This window comes from Streptomyces sp. NPDC001231 (assembly GCF_042896885.1).
Lineage (GTDB): Bacteria > Actinomycetota > Actinomycetes > Streptomycetales > Streptomycetaceae > Streptomyces.
On sequence record NZ_JBIAXS010000006.1, the window covers coordinates 50,177 to 67,641 of the forward strand.

At 72.1% G+C, this 17,465-nt stretch carries 18 protein-coding genes; 13 read left to right on the forward strand and 5 right to left on the reverse strand.

The window, feature by feature from the left end; all coding sequences use genetic code 11:
• The first annotated feature begins 55 nt into the window (after positions 1-55).
• The gene (gene mnmA, locus ACFY3J_RS09340; protein WP_390840649.1) at positions 56-1,192 is read left to right on the forward strand and encodes a tRNA 2-thiouridine(34) synthase MnmA; all 1,137 of its coding nucleotides are present in this window, start codon (positions 56-58) and stop codon (positions 1,190-1,192) included.
• Between the two features lie 41 nt (positions 1,193-1,233).
• On the opposite strand, the gene ACFY3J_RS09345 is transcribed toward mnmA, so the two are convergent.
• The 4 genes from ACFY3J_RS09345 to ACFY3J_RS09360 form a co-directional block, all read right to left on the reverse strand.
• Entirely contained in the window at positions 1,234-1,767 is a 534-nt protein-coding gene (locus ACFY3J_RS09345) for an SRPBCC family protein (protein WP_384182333.1), read from the reverse strand.
• An 87-nt stretch (positions 1,768-1,854) separates the two neighbouring features.
• The gene (locus ACFY3J_RS09350; RefSeq protein ID WP_390840650.1) at positions 1,855-2,793 is read right to left on the reverse strand and encodes a ketopantoate reductase family protein; all 939 of its coding nucleotides are present in this window, start codon (positions 2,791-2,793) and stop codon (positions 1,855-1,857) included.
• Positions 2,794-3,102: 309 nt separating this feature from the next.
• Entirely contained in the window at positions 3,103-3,882 is a 780-nt protein-coding gene (locus ACFY3J_RS09355) for an alpha/beta fold hydrolase (RefSeq protein WP_384182338.1), read from the reverse strand.
• Positions 3,883-3,929: 47 nt separating this feature from the next.
• On the reverse strand, positions 3,930-4,253 hold the full coding sequence (locus tag ACFY3J_RS09360; protein ID WP_384182341.1) for a DUF427 domain-containing protein: 324 nt from the start codon (positions 4,251-4,253) through the stop codon (positions 3,930-3,932).
• A 74-nt stretch (positions 4,254-4,327) separates the two neighbouring features.
• Here ACFY3J_RS09360 and ACFY3J_RS09365 point away from each other — a divergent pair, with 74 nt between their 5' ends.
• The 5 genes from ACFY3J_RS09365 (at position 4,328) to ACFY3J_RS09385 (ending at position 11,389) form a co-directional block, all read left to right on the forward strand.
• The gene (locus ACFY3J_RS09365; RefSeq protein ID WP_384182344.1) at positions 4,328-4,867 is read left to right on the forward strand and encodes a TIGR00730 family Rossman fold protein; all 540 of its coding nucleotides are present in this window, start codon (positions 4,328-4,330) and stop codon (positions 4,865-4,867) included.
• Positions 4,868-4,882: 15 nt separating this feature from the next.
• Positions 4,883-5,581 carry an SDR family oxidoreductase gene (locus ACFY3J_RS09370; RefSeq protein ID WP_384182346.1) on the forward strand — a complete coding sequence of 233 codons (699 nt, stop codon included), beginning with the start codon at positions 4,883-4,885 and terminating at the stop codon, positions 5,579-5,581.
• A 79-nt stretch (positions 5,582-5,660) separates the two neighbouring features.
• On the forward strand, positions 5,661-6,668 hold the full coding sequence (locus ACFY3J_RS09375) for a methionine synthase (RefSeq protein ID WP_384182348.1): 1,008 nt from the start codon (positions 5,661-5,663) through the stop codon (positions 6,666-6,668).
• A 15-nt stretch (positions 6,669-6,683) separates the two neighbouring features.
• Positions 6,684-8,879, forward strand: a complete 2,196-nt coding sequence (ligA, locus tag ACFY3J_RS09380; RefSeq protein WP_390840651.1) for an NAD-dependent DNA ligase LigA — start codon at positions 6,684-6,686, stop codon at positions 8,877-8,879.
• A 260-nt stretch (positions 8,880-9,139) separates the two neighbouring features.
• Positions 9,140-11,389 carry a putative bifunctional diguanylate cyclase/phosphodiesterase gene (locus ACFY3J_RS09385; protein WP_390840652.1) on the forward strand — a complete coding sequence of 750 codons (2,250 nt, stop codon included), beginning with the start codon at positions 9,140-9,142 and terminating at the stop codon, positions 11,387-11,389.
• A gap of 48 nt (positions 11,390-11,437) precedes the next feature.
• Here the strand turns inward: ACFY3J_RS09385 and ACFY3J_RS09390 are convergent, their stop codons facing one another.
• Positions 11,438-12,025, reverse strand: coding sequence for a TetR/AcrR family transcriptional regulator (locus tag ACFY3J_RS09390; RefSeq protein WP_384182357.1), 588 nt, complete (start codon positions 12,023-12,025; stop codon positions 11,438-11,440).
• Between the two features lie 91 nt (positions 12,026-12,116).
• Between ACFY3J_RS09390 and ACFY3J_RS09395 the strand changes: the two genes are divergently transcribed.
• The 7 genes from ACFY3J_RS09395 (at position 12,117) to ACFY3J_RS09425 (ending at position 17,270) form a co-directional block, all read left to right on the forward strand.
• Complete coding sequence (locus ACFY3J_RS09395; protein ID WP_384182360.1) at positions 12,117-12,488, forward strand: DUF4267 domain-containing protein; 372 nt, start codon at positions 12,117-12,119, stop codon at positions 12,486-12,488.
• Between the two features lie 33 nt (positions 12,489-12,521).
• Entirely contained in the window at positions 12,522-13,013 is a 492-nt protein-coding gene (locus tag ACFY3J_RS09400; protein ID WP_390840653.1) for a cupin domain-containing protein, read from the forward strand.
• Positions 13,014-13,119: 106 nt separating this feature from the next.
• Positions 13,120-13,416, forward strand: a complete 297-nt coding sequence (gene gatC / locus ACFY3J_RS09405) for an Asp-tRNA(Asn)/Glu-tRNA(Gln) amidotransferase subunit GatC (RefSeq protein WP_100572135.1) — start codon at positions 13,120-13,122, stop codon at positions 13,414-13,416.
• Between the two features lie 5 nt (positions 13,417-13,421).
• Positions 13,422-14,924 (forward strand): Asp-tRNA(Asn)/Glu-tRNA(Gln) amidotransferase subunit GatA, encoded by a 1,503-nt coding sequence (gene gatA / locus ACFY3J_RS09410; protein ID WP_390840654.1) that lies wholly within the window; start codon positions 13,422-13,424, stop codon positions 14,922-14,924.
• Positions 14,921-15,163: a hypothetical protein gene (locus ACFY3J_RS09415; RefSeq protein WP_225079584.1), complete on the forward strand. Its 243-nt coding sequence runs from the start codon at positions 14,921-14,923 to the stop codon at positions 15,161-15,163. The genes gatA and ACFY3J_RS09415 overlap by 4 nt, the downstream gene beginning before the upstream one ends.
• 16 nt (positions 15,164-15,179) lie before the next feature.
• Positions 15,180-16,691, forward strand: a complete 1,512-nt coding sequence (gatB, locus tag ACFY3J_RS09420) for an Asp-tRNA(Asn)/Glu-tRNA(Gln) amidotransferase subunit GatB (RefSeq protein ID WP_384182368.1) — start codon at positions 15,180-15,182, stop codon at positions 16,689-16,691.
• A 120-nt stretch (positions 16,692-16,811) separates the two neighbouring features.
• Entirely contained in the window at positions 16,812-17,270 is a 459-nt protein-coding gene (locus tag ACFY3J_RS09425; RefSeq protein WP_384182371.1) for a hypothetical protein, read from the forward strand.
• The last annotated feature ends 195 nt before the right edge of the window (positions 17,271-17,465 follow it).

Sequence of the window (17,465 nt, forward strand, 5' to 3'; positions counted from 1 at the left end):
TCTTCAACGCACGTCGGGCGGCCCCGGTTCCCGCGCCCCGTACCCTGGAAGGGCTATGACTGACACCCCGCAGCGCTCCCGCCCCCTCCGCGTCCTCGCCGCCATGTCGGGCGGGGTCGACTCCGCCGTCGCCGCCGCGCGCGCCGCGGAAGCCGGCCACGACGTCACCGGCGTCCACCTCGCGCTCTCCGCGAACCCGCAGTCCTTCCGTACGGGCGCGCGGGGCTGCTGCACCATCGAGGACTCGCGCGACGCCCGCCGTGCCGCGGACGTCATCGGCATCCCCTTCTACGTGTGGGACCTCGCCGAGCGCTTCCGCGAGGACGTCGTGGAGGACTTCGTCGCCGAGTACGAGGCCGGCCGCACCCCGAACCCGTGCCTGCGCTGCAACGAGAAGATCAAGTTCGCCGCGCTGCTGGACAAGGCGCTCGCCCTCGGCTTCGACGCGGTCTGCACCGGCCACTACGCCAAGGTGATCGTGAACGAGGACGGCACCCGCGAGCTGCACCGCGCCTCCGACATGGCCAAGGACCAGTCGTACGTCCTAGGCGTCCTCGACGACAAGCAGCTCGCACACGCCATGTTCCCGCTCGGGGACACGCTCACCACCAAGGACGAGATCCGCGCGGAGGCCGAGCGCCGGGGCCTGGCCGTCGCCAAGAAGCCCGACTCGCACGACATCTGCTTCATCGCCGACGGCGACACCCAGGGCTTCCTGGCCCGCCGCCTGGGCAAGGCCGAGGGCGACATCGTCGACGAGTCGGGAGCGGTCGTCGGCAGCCACGAGGGCGCGTACGGCTTCACCATCGGCCAGCGCAAGGGCCTGCGCATCGGCACCCCGGCACCCGACGGCAAGCCGCGCTACGTCCTGGACATCTCCCCGGTGACCAACACGGTGACGGTCGGCCCGGCCTCCGCCCTGGACGTCACCGGCCTCACCGCGATCAAGCCCCGCTGGTGCGGCACGGCCCCGTCCGGCCCCGGCACCTACACCGCCCAACTGCGCGCCCACGGCGGCGAGACCGAGGTGACCGCCGAACTCGTCGGCGACGAACTCCGGGTGACCTTCACCGAGCCGGTCCGCGGCGTGGCCCCCGGCCAGGCGGTCGTGCTGTACGACGGGACGCGCGTGGTGGGCTCGGCGACCATCGCCGCGACGGTCCGGGCGAAGGAGCCGACCACGGCGGTCTGACGCACGGACCGCCGACGGTGCGGGCGGCGCCGGTCGCCCGGCTAGGACCGGCGTTCCGCCGTCTCCTTGATGCCGGTCAGGGTGGCGTCCATGCCCTTGCCGAGTTCGTCGAGGCGGTAGGCGATGATCGCCTCCTCCTGGTCGGGGGCACGGTCGATGTACGCGCTCAGGCCGGAGCGGCCGGGGCCGACCGTGACCGACTGGCGCAGCACGGTGCCCCCCTCCGGCGCCGGGGAGAGCGCGAAGGACCAGGTGGCCATCCGGTCCGCCGGGTCCTCGGAGGCCTTGCCGTACCGTCCGTCCGGGTCCAGCACGCACCAGGTGAGGGTGCGCTCCGGGGCGGCCTCCGTGATGTGGGAGAGGGTCCGCCACTCGCCCACGAACGGATTCTGGTTGTGCCCGAGGTAACGGGCTCCCGGCGCCGGCCGGTCGGCACCGCCCTGCCACTCCACGCGCACCAGCTCGGGGCTGAACCCGGCCATGGCCTCGACGTCGGTGACGACTTCCCAGACCCGCGAGGGTTCCGCCGCGATGTGCACCTCGCGGTCCGTGCCGGGCTGATCGGCGTAGCGCATGGCTGCTCCCCGTGCGGGCGCGGTCGTTCGCCGCTCCCGCACGGGGAGTCTAGAGTCGCCAACTCCCCCTGAAAGATGTTGAGTCGGTCACAGGGGTGCCAGTTCGGACACCAGCCGGGCCGCCGTCGGCGCCGGAACGCCGTGCCGCTCGGCGGCGCGCAGCACGGCACCGCCGATCGCGTCGAGCTCCAGGGCGCGGCCCGCCTCGGCGTCGCGCTGCATCGAGGACTTCATCCCGGCCGGAAACGCGTCGTACATCGCCAGGGTCCGGTCCGCGTCGAGCGGCGCCCCGGTGGCGCGGCCGACGGCGGTGATCTCGTCGACGAGGGCGACCAGCTCTTCGCGGTGGCCGGTGCGGACCGTGCCGATGGGGGCGTCGTAGCGGGTGGTGAGGAGGGCGAAGGGGGCGAGGAAGGCCAGCTTCGCCCAGAGGACGGCGGTCTCGGACTCGGCCACGCGGGTCCGCACCCCGGCGGACTCCAGCACGGCGGCCAGGTCGCTGAGCGGGCGCGCGGTCGTCCCGGCCAGATCGATCTCGGTGAACGGGCTGCCGTGCTCGATGACACCGGGCGCGACGCGGGTCGACTCGACGCGGATGACGCCCGCGGCCACCCGGTCGTCGCCGTAGCGGCGGCGCAGGGTCTCGGGGTGCTCGACGCCGTTGAGGAGCGGCAGGACGAGGGCGTCCGCGCCGAGCATGGCCGGCGGGACCCGGTCCAGCGCGGCGTCCAGGCTGGTGTGCTTGACGGCCACCACGCACAGGTCGACCGGTTCCCGCAGCTCGGTGTCCGCCTCGACCTTGGCGGTGAAGTCCCCGAACTGACCGCTGTGCACCCGTACCCCGCCCTCGCGCAGGGACCGCGCCGTCGCGTCCCCGGCCAGGCAGATCACTCGGTGACCCGCCCGGGACAGCAGCGCGGCGAGCAGCCCGCCGACGCCGCCGGGGCCGAGCACGGCCACGGTCCAGGGGCGGGGAGCATCCGGAGCGGAAGCGGCTTCGGTGATGTCGGGAGTGGTGCTGGGCATGGTTGGGACATCCCTTCCGGTCGCGGGGCGGCACCCGTCGGGCGGGCCGCCGTCTCGGTGGGCGCCAACAAAGACGGGGCCCGGCGCATTTCCGGCCCCGGCCCATCGCGCCGCCGGCGGGGGACCGCGCCGGGACCGTGAGCGGGCCGGGCCGCGCGGACGCGGAGGCCGGCCGCGACCGGGGACACGGCCGTCCTGGCCGGCGCCCGGCTGTCCGGTGCGAGAACACCGCACGGCCGCGACGGCTCGGGAGGACGGCGGGCGTGAGGACCTCTGGCAACGTCCTGTGCAGTTCAGGAAGCGTCCTGTTCAGGACGCGAAGAACTCCGCCAGCACCGGTGCCAGTGCCTCCGGTTCCACCGCGTGGGTCTGGCCCTCCAGGACCCGGTACGTGCCCCGGGGCGCGGCCTCCGCGACCGCCCTGGCCGCCTCGCGCAGCCAGGCCGGGCTCGCGCTGCCGGCCACGGCCAGGACCGGCACGGTCACCGAGGCCAGCAGGTCGCGGGGGACCAGTCCGTCCCCCATCACCGCGTCGTCGTGGGCGAGCGTGGGCGCGATCGCCTCCATGCCCGCCCACATGGGGGACTGGCGGGCGCTGGCGATCATCTGCGGGGCCAGCCCGGTCAGGAGCAGGAACAGCTCCACCGCGTCCCCGCGCCGGTCCTCGGCGAGCGCCGCGGTCAGCTTGCCGGTGTACTCGGCGCGCTCCTGCTCGCCGCCCTCGTACACGGCGAACGGCGGCTCGTACACGGCGACCTGACGGACCGGCAGTCCGCCCGCCGCCGCCCTGAGGGCCAGCGCGCCGCCGGAGGAGACGCCGTACAGCGCCGCCTCGCCGCCCACCGCGTCGATCAGTGCGGCCAGGTCCTCGACCTCGCGTTCCACCGCGTAGGGCGCCGTGTCCCCGCTTCCGCCGCGGCCCCGGCGGTCGTAGACGACGGCGTCGAAGCGGTCCGGCAACGCCGCCGCCAGCGGCGCCAGCGTGGCACCCGTCGACATCGCACCGCTGACGAGGACGACCACCGGGCCCTGTCCGGTACCGCGGTAGACGAGGGGTGTGCCGTCACGCGAGACGGTCTTCTTGTCCATGCCAGTCATGCCAGTGAAGACTGCCACGCCGCGGCGGCCTCATCGGGTCACAACACTTCCACTTCGTAGAAGCACAGATGGTCCTTGATCTCGGCGACGTCCTGCTTCGGGGCGGGGTAGGCCCACACCAGGTCCGCCGCGTCAGGCAGGGACCAGTAGGACGCCGTGCCCTTGAAGGGGCAGTACGTGTGCGTGTCGGACGCCGTCAGGAGGTCGAGGCGCACGTCCTCGGGCGGCAGGTAGTAGCGCGGGGGGCACCCCGTCTCGCGCAGTACCAGTGCGCGGTCGCTCTCCGCGAGCACCTGGCCGCCGCGCACCACACGCACGTGCTCGTCGCTCTTGTCGATCGTGATCGTGTGTCCTTGGGTCATACCGGTACAGCACCCGCCGGCCCCCGCTTCTTCCCGTCCACGGGGCCGGTTGCCCCGCCGCGTACCGTGGGCGCATGAACATCTGCGTCTTCCTCTCCGCCGCCGACCTCGACGACCGCTACACCCGCCCCGCGCGGGACTTCGCCCGGCTGATCGGCAAGGGCGGGCACAGCCTGGTCTGGGGCGGATCCGACACCGGGCTGATGAAGGTGGTCGCGGACGGTGTGCAGGAGGCGGGCGGCCGGCTCGTCGGCGTGTCGGTCGACTTCCTGTCGGCGAAGGCGCGGCCCGGCGCGGACGAGATGGTGATCGCCCGGGACCTCGCCGAGCGCAAGAAGCTGCTCCTGGAGAAGGCCGACGCGGTCGTGATCATGGTGGGCGGCACCGGGACGCTCGACGAGGCCACCGAGATCCTGGAGCTGAAGAAGCACGGCCGGACCGGCAAGCCGGTGGTGCTGCTGAACACCGACGGCTTCTACGACGGTCTCGAGCAGCAGTTCCGCCGCATGGAGGAGGACGGGTTCCTGCCCCGGCCGCTGGCCGAGCTGGTGTTCTTCGCCGAGGAGCCCGCGGGCGCGATGGCGTATCTGGACGAGGCGCTCGACGGCAGCTGAGCCGGTGGTGCGAGCATGGCGGGCATGGCTACTCATGTGATCACCGGGGCCGGCTCCGGCATCGGCGCGGCCGTCGCCCGCCGCCTGCACGCGCGCGGGGACGAGCTCGTGCTGCACGCGCGCGACGCCGGGCGGGCCAAGGAACTGGCCGCCGCGTTCCCCGGCGCCCGGACGCTCGTCGGCGACCTCGCCGACCCCGACCGGCTGAGCTGGGCGTTCTCGCACCAGACGCTGCCCGACCAGGTGGACTCCCTGCTCCACATCGCGGGCGTGGTCGACCTCGGCCCGGTCGGCGAGCTCACCCCGAAGACCTGGCGCCACCAGCTCGACGTCAACCTGATCGCCCCCGCCGAACTGACCCGCCACTTCCTGCCCCAACTGCGCGCCTCGCGCGGCCACGTGGTGTTCGTCAACTCGGGCGCGGGCCTGAGCGCCCACGCCGACTGGTCCGCGTACGCCGCCTCCAAGCACGGCCTGAAGGCGCTGGCGGACTCGCTGCGCCACGAGGAGCACGCCAACGGCGTCCGGGTCACCTCGGTCTACCCGGGCCGCACCGCCAGCCGTATGCAGGCCAAGGTGCACCAGCAGGAGGGCAAGGAGTACGACCCCGGGAAGTGGATCGCCCCCGACTCCGTCGCCACGACCATCGTCATGGCGCTCGACCTGCCGCGCGACGCGGAGGTCAACGACCTGACGGTCCGCCCGGGCCTGTGACGGACGGCCGGGGGCGGTCCCCGAAGGCTGCCGCCCCCTGAGGCGGTCCTGTCCCCGCGGGGTTGCGTAGTCTTCCCGGGTGAGCGAGAACAGCCAGTTCAGGTTCGGTGCCGCCACCGGCGTCGGGTCCATGCCCGGTGGGGACGCCCGGGAGGCCGCCAAGACCGTCACGGGCACCTTCGAGGACTTCCCCTTCCTGCCCGAGCTGCCCGCACGCGGCCCCGGTGCCGACATGATCGGGCGCACCGCGGGGATGCTCGTCGAGCTGTACGCGCGCGTGGAGCCCAGCGGCTGGCGGCTCGGGGACCGCCCGGGCCGGGACACCAGGCGGGCCCGGTCCTGGCTCGGGGAGGACCTCGACGCCCTGGAGGAGTTCACCCAGGGGTACGAGGGCGCGCTGAAGGTACAGGCGGTGGGGCCGTGGACCCTCGCCGCCGCCCTGGAGCTCAAGAACGGCGAGGCGGTCCTGTCCGATCCCGGCGCGTGCCGGGACCTGGCCGCCTCGCTCGCCGAGGGGCTGCGGCTCCATCTCGCGGAGGTGCACCGGCGCGTTCCCGGCGCCGGGCTCGTCCTCCAGCTCGACGAGCCGTCCCTGACCGCCGTCCTGCGCGGGCAGGTGCGGACCGCCAGCGGCTACCGGACCCACCGCGCCGTCGACCGGCAGATCGTGGAGGCCACGCTCCGGGACGTCCTCGGGGCGCACGACCAGGGGCCTGTCGTGGTCCACTCGTGCGCTCCGGACGTCCCGCTCGCCCTGCTGCGCCGCGCGGGCGCCGCGGCGGTCTCCCTCGACGTCTCGCTTCTCACCGAGCGTGACGACGAGGCGATCGGAGTGGCGGTCGAGGCGGGCACCCGCCTCTTCGCCGGTGTCGTCCCCGGCACGGACGGCCCGTTGTCAGACCCTGCCGGTAGCGTCATGGGTGTCAGGACGATGTGGCGCAGGCTGGGGCTGCGGCCGGAGCTTCTCGCCGAGGCGGTCACGGTCACCCCGGCGTGCGGACTCGCGGGCGCTTCCCCCGCGTACGCCCGCCAGGCGCTCGCCCACTGCGTCCGGGCGGCGAGATCGCTCGCGGACAACCCAGAGTAACGGGAGGACAACACGGTGGCCGGCGACAAGCAGCAAGCGGAAACAGCGGTGCCCGTCGAGGCACGGGAGAAGCACGCGCGGCTCGCGGAGCAGGTCGAGGAGCACCGCTTCCGGTACTACGTCAAGGACGCTCCCGTCATCAGCGACGCCGAGTTCGACGAGCTCCTGCGCTCGCTGGAGGCGCTGGAGGAGGAGTACCCGGAGCTGCGCACGCCCGACTCGCCGACCCAGAAGGTCGCCGTGGCGTACGAGACCGGTCTCGCCGAGGTCGAGCACCGCCAGCGGATGCTCTCCCTCGACAACGTCTTCGACGACGAGGGGCTCGCCGCCTGGGCGGACCGCGTCGCGAAGGACGTCGGCACCACCGGTCACCACTTCCTGTGCGAGCTCAAGGTCGACGGCCTCGCGGTCAACCTGACCTACGAGGACGGCAGGCTCACCCGCGCGGCCACCCGAGGCGACGGACGCGTCGGCGAGGACATCACGCCCAACGTCATGACGATCGCCGAGATCCCGCACCGGCTGGACGGCGACCGCGTCCCGAGCCTGGTGGAGATCCGCGGGGAGGTCTACTTCCCCATGGAGGCCTTCCAGGACCTCAACGCCCGCCGGGTCGCGGCCGGCGAGAAGCCGTACGCCAACCCTCGCAACTCCGCCTCCGGTTCGCTGCGCCAGAAGGATCCCAAGGTCACCGCGACGCTGCCGCTGCACATGGTGGTCCACGGCATCGGCGCCCTGGAGGGGTACGAGGGCCTCACCCGCCTCTCCGAGGCCTACGAACTGCTGAGGTCCTGGGGCCTGCCCACCTCCCGGCACAACAGGGTCGTCGACGACCTCGAAGGCGTCCGCGCGTTCATCGCCCACTACGGCGAGAACCGCCACTCCGTGGAGCACGAGATCGACGGCGTCGTCGTCAAGCTCGACGAGATCCCGCTCCAGGGCCGCCTGGGCTCGACCTCCCGTGCCCCGCGCTGGGCGATCGCGTACAAGTACGCGCCGGAGGAGGTCAACACCAAGCTCGTCAACATCCGGGTGGGCGTGGGCCGGACCGGCCGGGTCACGCCGTACGCGCAGGTCGAGCCGGTCACGGTGGCCGGTTCCGAGGTCGAGTTCGCCACCCTGCACAACCAGGACGTGGTCAAGGCCAAGGGCGTGCTCATCGGCGACACGGTCGTGCTGCGCAAGGCCGGTGACGTCATCCCGGAGATCCTCGGGCCGGTCGTCGATCTGCGCGACGGCACCGAGCGCGAGTTCGTGATGCCCTCCGAGTGCCCCGAGTGCGGTACGCCGCTCAGGCCGATGAAAGAGGGCGATGTCGATCTGCGCTGCCCCAACGCGCGGGCGTGCCCGGCCCAGTTGCGCGAGCGCCTGTTCTACCTCGCGGGCCGCAAGGCGCTGGACATCGAGCACTTCGGCTACGTCGCCGCGGCCGCCCTCACCAAGCCGCTGGAGCCCGCGGAGCCGCCACTGAAGGACGAGGGTGACCTGTTCGATCTGACGGTGGAGCAGCTGCTCCCCATCAAGGCCTACGTCCTCGACCAGGACAGCGGTCTGCCCAAGCGCGATCCGAAGACCGGCGAGGAGAAGGTCGTCACGGTCTTCGCCAACCAGCAGGGTGAGCCGAAGAAGAACGCGCTCGCGATGCTGGAGAACATCCGGGCCGCCAAGGAGCGCCCGCTCGCGCGCGTGCTCACCGGCCTGTCGATCCGTCACGTCGGACCGGTCGCGGCCCAGGCGCTGGCCCGGGAGTTCCGCTCCATCGACCGTATCGAGCAGGCCGGTGAGGAGGAGTTGGCGAACACGGAGGGCGTGGGCCCGATCATCGCCGCCTCGCTCAAGGAGTGGTTCGCCGAGGAGTGGCACCAGGAGATCCTGCGCAAGTGGCGGGAGGCCGGCGTCCGTATGGAGGAGGAGAGCTCCGGCGAGGACGAAGGCCCGCGCCCGCTCGAGGGATTGACGGTCGTGGTGACCGGAACCCTCGAACAGTTCACCCGCGACGGCGCCAAGGAGGCGCTGCAGAGCCGGGGGGCGAAGGTGACCGGCTCGGTGTCGAAGAAGACCTCCTTCGTGGTCGTGGGTGACAACCCCGGTTCGAAGTACGACAAGGCGATGCAACTGAAGGTGCCCGTGCTGAACGAGGACGGTTTCGTCGTCCTTCTGGGGCGCGGGCCGGACGCGGCGGCCGAAGTCGCGCTTCCGACCGGCGAGTAGCGGTTGAACTCCACCCGTTCGGCGCATACCAGATGCATACGGGTGGCCGGGGCGCATTCGGGCAACCGTCGACGACCGCTGCCCGTGGAAGCCTTCTGCGGCCTACTGTTGAGCTGTGCGCCCGCCGTGCCCAACCGCGGTCGGGGCATCCCCGTGCTCGTCAGGAGTACGTGGAAGGGTTTTCCAGCGCGGTGCCGTCCAGGGGTAGTGGGGCATCGGGCCGCGTGGCGTGGGCACCGCCGGCTGTGAGAGGGACGGGAATGGAACCGACCGAGAGCGCCGCCCCGCACTCACGGCTGTGCCGGATGGCCGGCGCATGGCGGGGGAGACGGGGGCGGACGCCGGAGCGTCCGGGCGCCATGGAGCGCGCCGGACGCATTGCCGCCGGACAGTACACCGTCGCCCGCGCCCGCGCCTCCGCACATACGGCCGTCGAACGTTTCTCCGGGCTGCCCGGCGACGAACCCGAACGGCACCGGGTCCGCTCCGCGTTGCCCGTGGCGATCGTCGCGGCGGCCGGGTCCGCGCTGAGCGCCGGCGTGTACCAGGCGTTCACCGACCACCACGCGCTCTTCCCGTCCGGCACGGTCGGCTGGGCCCTTGCCCTGCTCACCGGCGTCATCGTCGGTCACCTGGTCATGCTCGGCCGGGCCCGGTGGTGGGGCGGCACGGGCTCGGGCGCCACCCTCACCGTCGCCGTGCTGCTGCTCTACGGCTGGGTGCCCGCCGGGATGGTCAGCCTCACCGTCGTCGTCCTGGTCGGCATAGCCCGGCGCCACCACTGGCGGCAGGGCGTGCTGCACGGGTCGGTGGACATCCTCGGCATCGGCGCCGGCGGCCTGATGCTGGGCGCCTTCGGTCGCGTACCGACCGTGGAGAGCCCCTGGAGCCCGAGCGGTTGGACCGCCTCCACTCTGCCCCAGGTGGTGCTGGTCGCCGGCGCCTACCTCCTGGTCACCCGCGCCCTGCTGTGGTTCGTGCACAACTCCCGCAACGGCGGAGTGCCCACCGTCGCCCGCACCGCCGTGATCAGACAGGGACTGGTCGCCGTCGCCCTGCTGGGCATCTCCCCGCTGGTCTGCGTCGTCGCCGTGGCCAAGCCCGTGCTGCTGCCGCTGTTCGCCGTTCCGCTGATCGCCCTCGACTCCAGCCTGTGGATAGCGCGTGCCCGGGCCGAGGAGCAGCTGCGCGACCCGCTGACCGGACTGCCCAACCGGCAGTGGCTCCTGGAGCGCATCTGGACCGCCCTGGACGACGCCGAACGCATCGGCGCCCGGTCCGCGCTGATGCTGATCGACCTGGACCGGTTCCGTTCGGTCAACGACACACTCGGTCACCTCGCCGGGGACCGGCTGCTGTTGCAGATCGCCGACCGGCTGCGGCAGGCGCTGCCGCGCGGGGCGGAGGCGGCGCGGCTCGGCGGTGACGAGTTCGCCGTGCTGCTGCCGGTCGCCGACTCCACGACGTCCGCGACCCGTATCGCGCGCGCCCTGGTCACCGTCCTCAGCTCCCCGCTCGACCTCGACGGGCTCACCCTGGTCCTGGAGGCCAGCGCCGGAGTCGCCGTCTTCCCCGACCACGCCCTGGACGCCGAAGGCATGCTGCGCCGGGCGGACGTGGCGATGTACCAGGCCAAGCGGGACCGCACGGGCGTGGAGGTCTACGAGTCCAAGCGGGACTCCAACACCCCCGACCGGCTGGGGCTGCTGGGCGACCTGCGCCGGGCCCTCGACGCCCACGAGGTCCAGCTGCACTACCAGCCGAAGGTCCGTTTCGACGGACAGGTCGCGGGCCTGGAGGCGCTGGTCCGCTGGGTGCACCCCGAGCGCGGCAAGGTGCCGCCGGACGAGTTCATAGCGATCGCCGAGTCCTCGGGGCTGATGCCCCATCTGACGGAGTACGTGCTGGAGACCGCGCTCGCGCAGGTCGCCCGGTGGCGGGCCCAGGGCCTGTACGTCCCGGTCGCGGTCAACGTCTCCCCGCGCGATGTGCACATCCCCGGGTTCGCCGGTTCGGTGGCCGCCCGGCTGGCCCGGCACGGCGTGCCGGCGGGAGCGCTCCAATTGGAGATCACCGAGCACGTCCTGCTGGAGGACCCGCAGCGGGCCGCCGACACCCTGCACGCGCTGACCGGGCACGGCGTGAAGATGTCCCTGGACGACTTCGGCACCGGCTACTCCTCGCTGGTGCACCTGCGCCGGCTGCCGGTGAGCGAGCTGAAGATCGACCGCTCGTTCGTGGCCCGGCTGGCGGTCGACACGGAGGACGCCGAGATCGTGCGCTGCACCGTCGACCTCGCGCACTCCCTCGGACTGCTGGTCGTCGCGGAGGGCGTCGAGGACGACGAGACCTGGGAACGGCTGCGGGACCTCGGCTGCGACGCCGTACAGGGCTGGCTCGTCGCGGCCGCGATGCCGCCGGAGGAGACGACGGCGTGGCTGCGGGCGCGCGGATCACGCGGCTGGCAGCGCCCTGCCGCCGCACTGCCCGCGGCGGCGGCCGACGAGTGACCATTCCGCCCGTCCGCCAGTCCTGAGAGCGGGCCGGGCCCGCCCTGTTCAGCCCGTGCCGTGCGGCACGAAGTGACCGATCAGCAACGCGAGTCGGCGCTCGTGGGCATGCTTCGGCAGCCGGCCGCTGCGCATCAGGGTCACCAGGCCGTGCAGCCCGGCCCAGTACGTCTCCGTCAGCAGGCCAGGGTCGTCGCCCTGTGCCGCGATGGGCTCCACCGCCCGCAGCAGTTCGCCGAACGCCTCCCACAGGGCCGCCGGGGCCTCGGGCGTGGCGAACGGCAGGTCGACCGTGTGCGTGAACATCGCGTCGTAGAGCGCGGGGCGCCGCTGTGCGAAGGCGGTGTACGCCTCGCCCACCGCAGCCAGCGCCTCGCGCGTGCCCCCGGCCGCCTCGCGGGCCGTGCGCATCTCGGCGCCCAGCTCCGCGAAACCCTGGACGGCGACCGCCGCCATGATCGCGCCCTTGCCCTTGAAGTGGCTGTAGAGGACCGGCTGGCTGTACTCGATCTCGGCGGCCAGCCGGCGGGTGGTCACCGCGTCCCAGCCCTCGGCCTCCGCCAGCTCCCGTGCGGCCGTCACGATCAGCCGCCGGCGCTCCGCTCGTTCGCGCTCCCGGCGCGTCTGGATCGACATGATCCCGATTCTAGCAGCGCTAGAACTTCTGCCGACGTTCTTCTAGCCTCACTCTCAGTCCTAGCGTTGCTAGCAAAGAGGGGAGAGAGGCATGACCGTCACCGCGTACACCCTGGCCGTCCTGCTCGATCTGTTCTGTGTGTTCCTCGGTTACCGCTTCCTGTTCCGGCCCGGCCCGTCCGCGGCCGGCTACGGCGTCCCGGCCGACCCGCGCGGCGACGCCCGCGCCTATCTGTCGGTCAAGGGCGTCCGGGACGGCACCTTCGGGCTGCTGGGCCTCGCCCTGCTGGCCTTCGCCGGAGCCCGTGCCGAGGCGTGGTTCATGGTCGCCGTGGCGCTCGTGCCGCTCGGCGACACCCTGATAGTGCTGCGCAACGGCGGCACGAAGGCCGTGGCCTTCGGGATCCATTTCGCCACCGCGCTCGTTGTGCTGCTCAGTGCCGCACTGCTCTTCGCACTCTGAGCACATCCGGCATCCGACCGGGGGAGTCGCATCATGTCGCTGTTCGTGCCGAAGTTCGACGAAACCGTGCTGGTCCGTGACGCTCGGGCCGAGGTGGTCGGCGGGGTCCCCGTCGGTGTGAAGCTGCTGGCCGACAGCAGCGCGACCGGCGGCGCGCTGTCCACCGTGCGCGTCACCCTGGCCGAGGGCGCCGACGGCGCCCGGCCGCACCGGCACGACAACTCCGCCGAGATGTTCTTCGTCCTGGACGGGACCGCGGAGCTGCTCTCCGGCGACGACGTGGTCACCGCCGAGCGCGGTGACCTGGTCATCGTCCCGCCGGGCCGGCCGCATGCGTTTGCCGCCGCCCCCGGCCGCGGGGCCGACCTCCTCATCGTCATCACCCCGGGCGTCGAGCGCTTCGCGTACTTCCGCCACCTCCAGCGCATCCGCCTGGGCGAGGTCACCCCGGAGAGCCTGCTGGAGGTGCAGGACCTGTACGACAACCACTTCCTGAGCAGTCGGGCCTGGGACGCGCGCCGCTGAACGCCGGCCCCCGTGGGGCGGGGTCCGGCAAACCGTTTCACGGCCACCCCGCCCCGCCCCATAGGATTGGGCCAAAGCACACACACTCACCCCAGAGGATCGCTGCATGCCTGGCATCACGCGCGAGGAGGTCGCCCACCTCGCCCGGCTGGCGCGTCTGGAGCTGAAGCCCGAGGAACTCGACCACCTCGCGGGACAGCTCGACGACATCATCGGCGCGGTGGCCCGCGTCAGCGAGGTCGCCGACCAAGACGTACCGCCGACCTCCCACCCGCTGCCGCTGACCAACGTCATGCGCGCGGACGAGGTCCGTCCGTCGCTCACCTCCGAGCAGGCGCTCTCCGGCGCCCCGGCCCAGGAGCAGCAGCGTTTCAAGGTGCCGCAGATCCTGGGTGAGGAGTGACAGCCATGACGGACATGAACAGCATCATCAGGCTCACCGCCGCCGAGACCGCCGAGAAGATCGCCTCCGGCGAGCTGACGGCCGTCGAGGTCGCCGAGGCCCACCTGGCCCGGATCGAGGCCGTCGACGAGAAGGTGCACGCCTTCCTGCACGTCGACCGTGAGGGCGCGCTCGCCCAGGCCCGCGCCGTCGACGAGAAGCGGGCACGCGGCGAGAAGCTCGGCCCGCTGGCCGGCGTGCCGCTCGCGCTCAAGGACATCTTCACCACCGAGGGCATCCCCACGACCGTCGGTTCGAAGATCCTCGAAGGCTGGATCCCGCCGTACGACGCGACGCTCACCAAGCGTCTGAAGGACGCCGACGTGGTGATCCTCGGCAAGACCAACATGGACGAGTTCGCCATGGGGTCCTCCACCGAGAACAGCGCCTACGGGCCCACCGGCAACCCCTGGGACCTCACCAGGATCCCCGGCGGCTCCGGCGGCGGGTCGAGCGCCGCGCTCGCCTCCTACCAGGCCCCGCTCGCCATCGGAACCGACACCGGCGGCTCCATCCGCCAGCCGGCCGCCGTCACCGGCACGGTCGGCGTCAAGCCGACGTACGGCGCGGTCTCCCGCTACGGCATGGTCGCCTTCTCCTCCTCCCTCGACCAGGGCGGCCCCTGCGCCCGTACGGTCCTGGACGCGGCCCTGCTGCACGAGGTGATCGCCGGACACGACCCGCTCGACTCCACCTCCATCGACGAGCCGGTCCCGCCGGTCGTCGAGGCCGCCCGCACCGGCAGCGTCGCGGGTATGCGCGTCGGCGTCGTCAAGCAGTTCCGCGGCGAGGGCTACCAGGCCGGCGTCATCCAGCGGTTCGACGAGTCCGTCGAGCTGCTCAAGGAGCTGGGCGCCGAGATCGTCGAGCTGGACTGCCCGTCCTTCGACCTGGCCCTGTCGGCGTACTACCTGATCGCGCCGTCCGAGTGCTCGTCCAACCTGGCCCGCTTCGACGGCCTGCGCTACGGCCTGCGCACCGGCGACGACGGCACGCGCTCCGCCGAGGACGTCACCTCCCTCACCCGTGAGGAGGGCTTCGGCGCCGAGGTCAAGCGCCGGATCATGCTCGGCACGTACGCGCTCAGCTCCGGCTACTACGACGCGTACTACGGCAGCGCCCAGAAGGTCCGCACCCTGATCAAGCGGGACTTCGACAAGGCGTTCGAGCAGGTCGACGTGATCGTCTCCCCGACGACCCCGACCACCGCCTTCGCGATCGGCGAGCGCGCCGACGACCCGATGGCGATGTACCTCGCCGACCTGTGCACCATCCCGACCAACCTGGCGGGCAACGCGGCCATGTCGCTGCCCTGCGGTCTCGCCCCGGAGGACAACCTCCCGGTGGGCCTGCAGATCATCGCCCCGGTGATGAAGGACGACCGCCTGTACAAGGTGGGTGCCGCCGTCGAGGCCGCCTTCGTGGAAAAGTGGGGGCACCCGCTGCTCGAGGAGGCTCCGTCGCTGTGAGTAAGGCACTCGCCAAGGCCAAGGGCTTCAAGAAGTCCAAGTCCGGTACGTACCTGTCCATGGCCACCACCGCGTTCGGCGCGGTGGGTGTCGCCAAGCAGATCAAGAAGGCCCGCGCCGAGCACGACACGCTGCGCCTGATCGACGCCACCGTGTCCGCCGTAGCGATCGTCACCGGCCTCGCCATCCTCTGCCGCGAGCTCAAGCGGCTGGGCGACGACGACGTCCTGCTGGGCTGAGAGGGAAGTTTTCACCGTGACCACCACGACCGACCTGGTGTCGTACGAGGACGCGCTGGCGTCGTACGACCCCGTCATGGGCCTCGAGGTCCATGTCGAACTCGGCACCGCCACCAAGATGTTCTGCGGCTGTTCGACCGCGCTCGGCGCCGAGCCGAACACACAGACCTGCCCGACCTGCCTCGGCCTGCCCGGCGCGCTCCCGGTCGTCAACGCGACCGGCGTGGAGTCCGCCATCAGGATCGGCCTCGCGCTGCACTGCGAGATCGCCGAGTGGTGCCGCTTCGCCCGGAAGAACTACTTCTATCCGGACATGCCGAAGAACTTCCAGACCTCCCAGTACGACGAGCCGATCGCCTTCAACGGCTACCTCGACGTGCAGCTGGAGGACGGCGAGACCTTCCGCGTGGAGATCGAGCGCGCCCACATGGAGGAGGACACCGGCAAGTCGACGCACGTCGGCGGCGCCACCGGCCGCATCCACGGCGCGTCCCACTCCCTGCTGGACTACAACCGCGCCGGCATCCCGCTGATCGAGATCGTCACCAAGCCGATCACCGGCGCCGGCGAGCGGGCTCCGGAGGTGGCCAAGGCCTACGTCCGTGAGCTGCGCGAGCTCATCCGGGCGCTCGGCGTGTCCGAGGCCCGTATGGAGATGGGCCAGATGCGCTGCGACGTCAACCTGTCGCTGATGCCCAAGGACGCCGACAAGTTCGGCACCCGCTCCGAGACGAAGAACGTCAACTCGCTGCGGTCCGTGGAGCGCGCGGCCCGTTTCGAGATCCAGCGCCACGCCGCCGTGCTGAACGGCGGCGGCACGGTGATCCAGGAGACCCGTCACTTCCACGAGGACACGGGGTCCACGACCTCCGGCCGCGTCAAGGAGGAGGCCGAGGACTACCGGTACTTCCCCGAGCCGGACCTGGTTCCGGTGGCGCCCTCGCGCGAGTGGGTCGAGGAGATCCGGGCCGCGCTGCCCGAGCTGCCGCTGGTGCGCCGCAACCGGCTCCGCGAGGAGTGGGGCGTCTCGGCCACCGAGATGCAGGCCATCCTCAATGCCGGTGCCCTGGACCTCATCGTCGCCACCATCGACGCCGGTGCCGACGCCGCCTCCGCCCGCAAGTGGTGGATGGGCGAGCTGGCGCGTGCCGCCAACGAGTCCGGCAAGGCGCTGGACGAGCTGTCGATCACGCCGGCGCAGGTCGCCCGGGTCACCGAGCTGGTCGCCAAGGGCGATCTGAACGACAAGCTGGCCCGCCAGGTCATCGAGGGCGTCCTCGCCGGCGAGGGCACCCCGGACGAGGTCGTCGACAAGCGCGGCCTGAAGGTCGTCTCCGACGAGGGCGCGCTGACCGCCGCCGTCGACGAGGCCATCGCCGGGAACCCGGCCGTCGCGGACAAGATCCGTGGTGGCAAGGTGGCCGCGGCCGGTGCTCTGGTCGGCGCGGTCATGAAGGCCACCCGCGGCCAGGCCGACGCGGCCCGCGTCAAGGAGCTGATCCTGGAGAAGCTCGGCGTCGAGGGCTGAGCCCGCGAACCGTCTCGGGGGGTGCACCGGATCCGGTGCACCCCCCGAGGCATGCCGGTACGGGGGGACGGTCCGACCCCCCGTCGGTGCCGTCGGACGGAGGCGCTACGCTCGCGCGCCATGAGTGGACGCGCCGATTCCGAAACGCACCCCGGGATATCCGGGGCCGACGACGTCGAGGCGGCCGGGACGGAGGACCACGCCGAGGGCGACGTCGACGTGGGTGAGGACGGTGCCGTGAAGGACGACGGCACCGAGGGCGACGACGGCACCAAGAGCAAGGACGGCACCGAGGGCGAGGACGGCGCCGAGGACGAGGTGGAGGACCCCGCGGAGGTCGCACGCCGCGCCCGGTGGACGGCGGCCGGGGCCGGGGCCCTGCTGACGCTCGCCGGACTCGCCGCCTCACTGCTGCGGCTGTCCCGCTCGGCCTCCGCGCTCGTCCCGGTCGCCTACGCCGCCGGCGCCGCCGTCTGTGCCGTGGCGACCTTCATCGGCTCCCGGGGACGCACCCGGCGGGCACTGTGGCTGATGATCGCCGGGGTGATGGTGATGGCGCTCGGCGACCAGCTCGACTGACCGCGCGGCGGACACCCGGAGGGGCGACAGACTTCATCTGATTGTCCTGTGAATTGAGTCGCACTGATGTGAATCAGCCCACGAACCGGCTAAACGATCAGATTCGCCTGCAAGAGTGTCTTCAGATTACTCATGCGTTCTTTGCGGGCTGTTCCGATCATGGACGACTTTTCCCGGTCAAAGATCCACAAATCC

Coding starts and splice junctions, on each gene's coding strand:
- ACFY3J_RS09365 (WP_384182344.1), top strand. CDS start 4,328: ATGAACATCTGCGTCTTCCTCTCCGCCGCCGACCTCGACGACCGCTAC.
- ACFY3J_RS09390 (WP_384182357.1), bottom strand. CDS start 12,025: ATGTCGATCCAGACGCGCCGGGAGCGCGAACGAGCGGAGCGCCGGCGG.
- ACFY3J_RS09370 (WP_384182346.1), top strand. CDS start 4,883: ATGGCGGGCATGGCTACTCATGTGATCACCGGGGCCGGCTCCGGCATC.
- ACFY3J_RS09400 (WP_390840653.1), top strand. CDS start 12,522: ATGTCGCTGTTCGTGCCGAAGTTCGACGAAACCGTGCTGGTCCGTGAC.
- gatA (WP_390840654.1), top strand. CDS start 13,422: ATGACGGACATGAACAGCATCATCAGGCTCACCGCCGCCGAGACCGCC.
- ACFY3J_RS09360 (WP_384182341.1), bottom strand. CDS start 4,253: ATGACCCAAGGACACACGATCACGATCGACAAGAGCGACGAGCACGTG.
- ACFY3J_RS09345 (WP_384182333.1), bottom strand. CDS start 1,767: ATGCGCTACGCCGATCAGCCCGGCACGGACCGCGAGGTGCACATCGCG.
- mnmA (WP_390840649.1), top strand. CDS start 56: ATGACTGACACCCCGCAGCGCTCCCGCCCCCTCCGCGTCCTCGCCGCC.
- ACFY3J_RS09425 (WP_384182371.1), top strand. CDS start 16,812: ATGAGTGGACGCGCCGATTCCGAAACGCACCCCGGGATATCCGGGGCC.
- ACFY3J_RS09350 (WP_390840650.1), bottom strand. CDS start 2,793: ATGCCCAGCACCACTCCCGACATCACCGAAGCCGCTTCCGCTCCGGAT.
- ACFY3J_RS09395 (WP_384182360.1), top strand. CDS start 12,117: ATGACCGTCACCGCGTACACCCTGGCCGTCCTGCTCGATCTGTTCTGT.
- ACFY3J_RS09385 (WP_390840652.1), top strand. CDS start 9,140: ATGGAACCGACCGAGAGCGCCGCCCCGCACTCACGGCTGTGCCGGATG.
- ACFY3J_RS09355 (WP_384182338.1), bottom strand. CDS start 3,882: ATGGACAAGAAGACCGTCTCGCGTGACGGCACACCCCTCGTCTACCGC.
- gatC (WP_100572135.1), top strand. CDS start 13,120: ATGCCTGGCATCACGCGCGAGGAGGTCGCCCACCTCGCCCGGCTGGCG.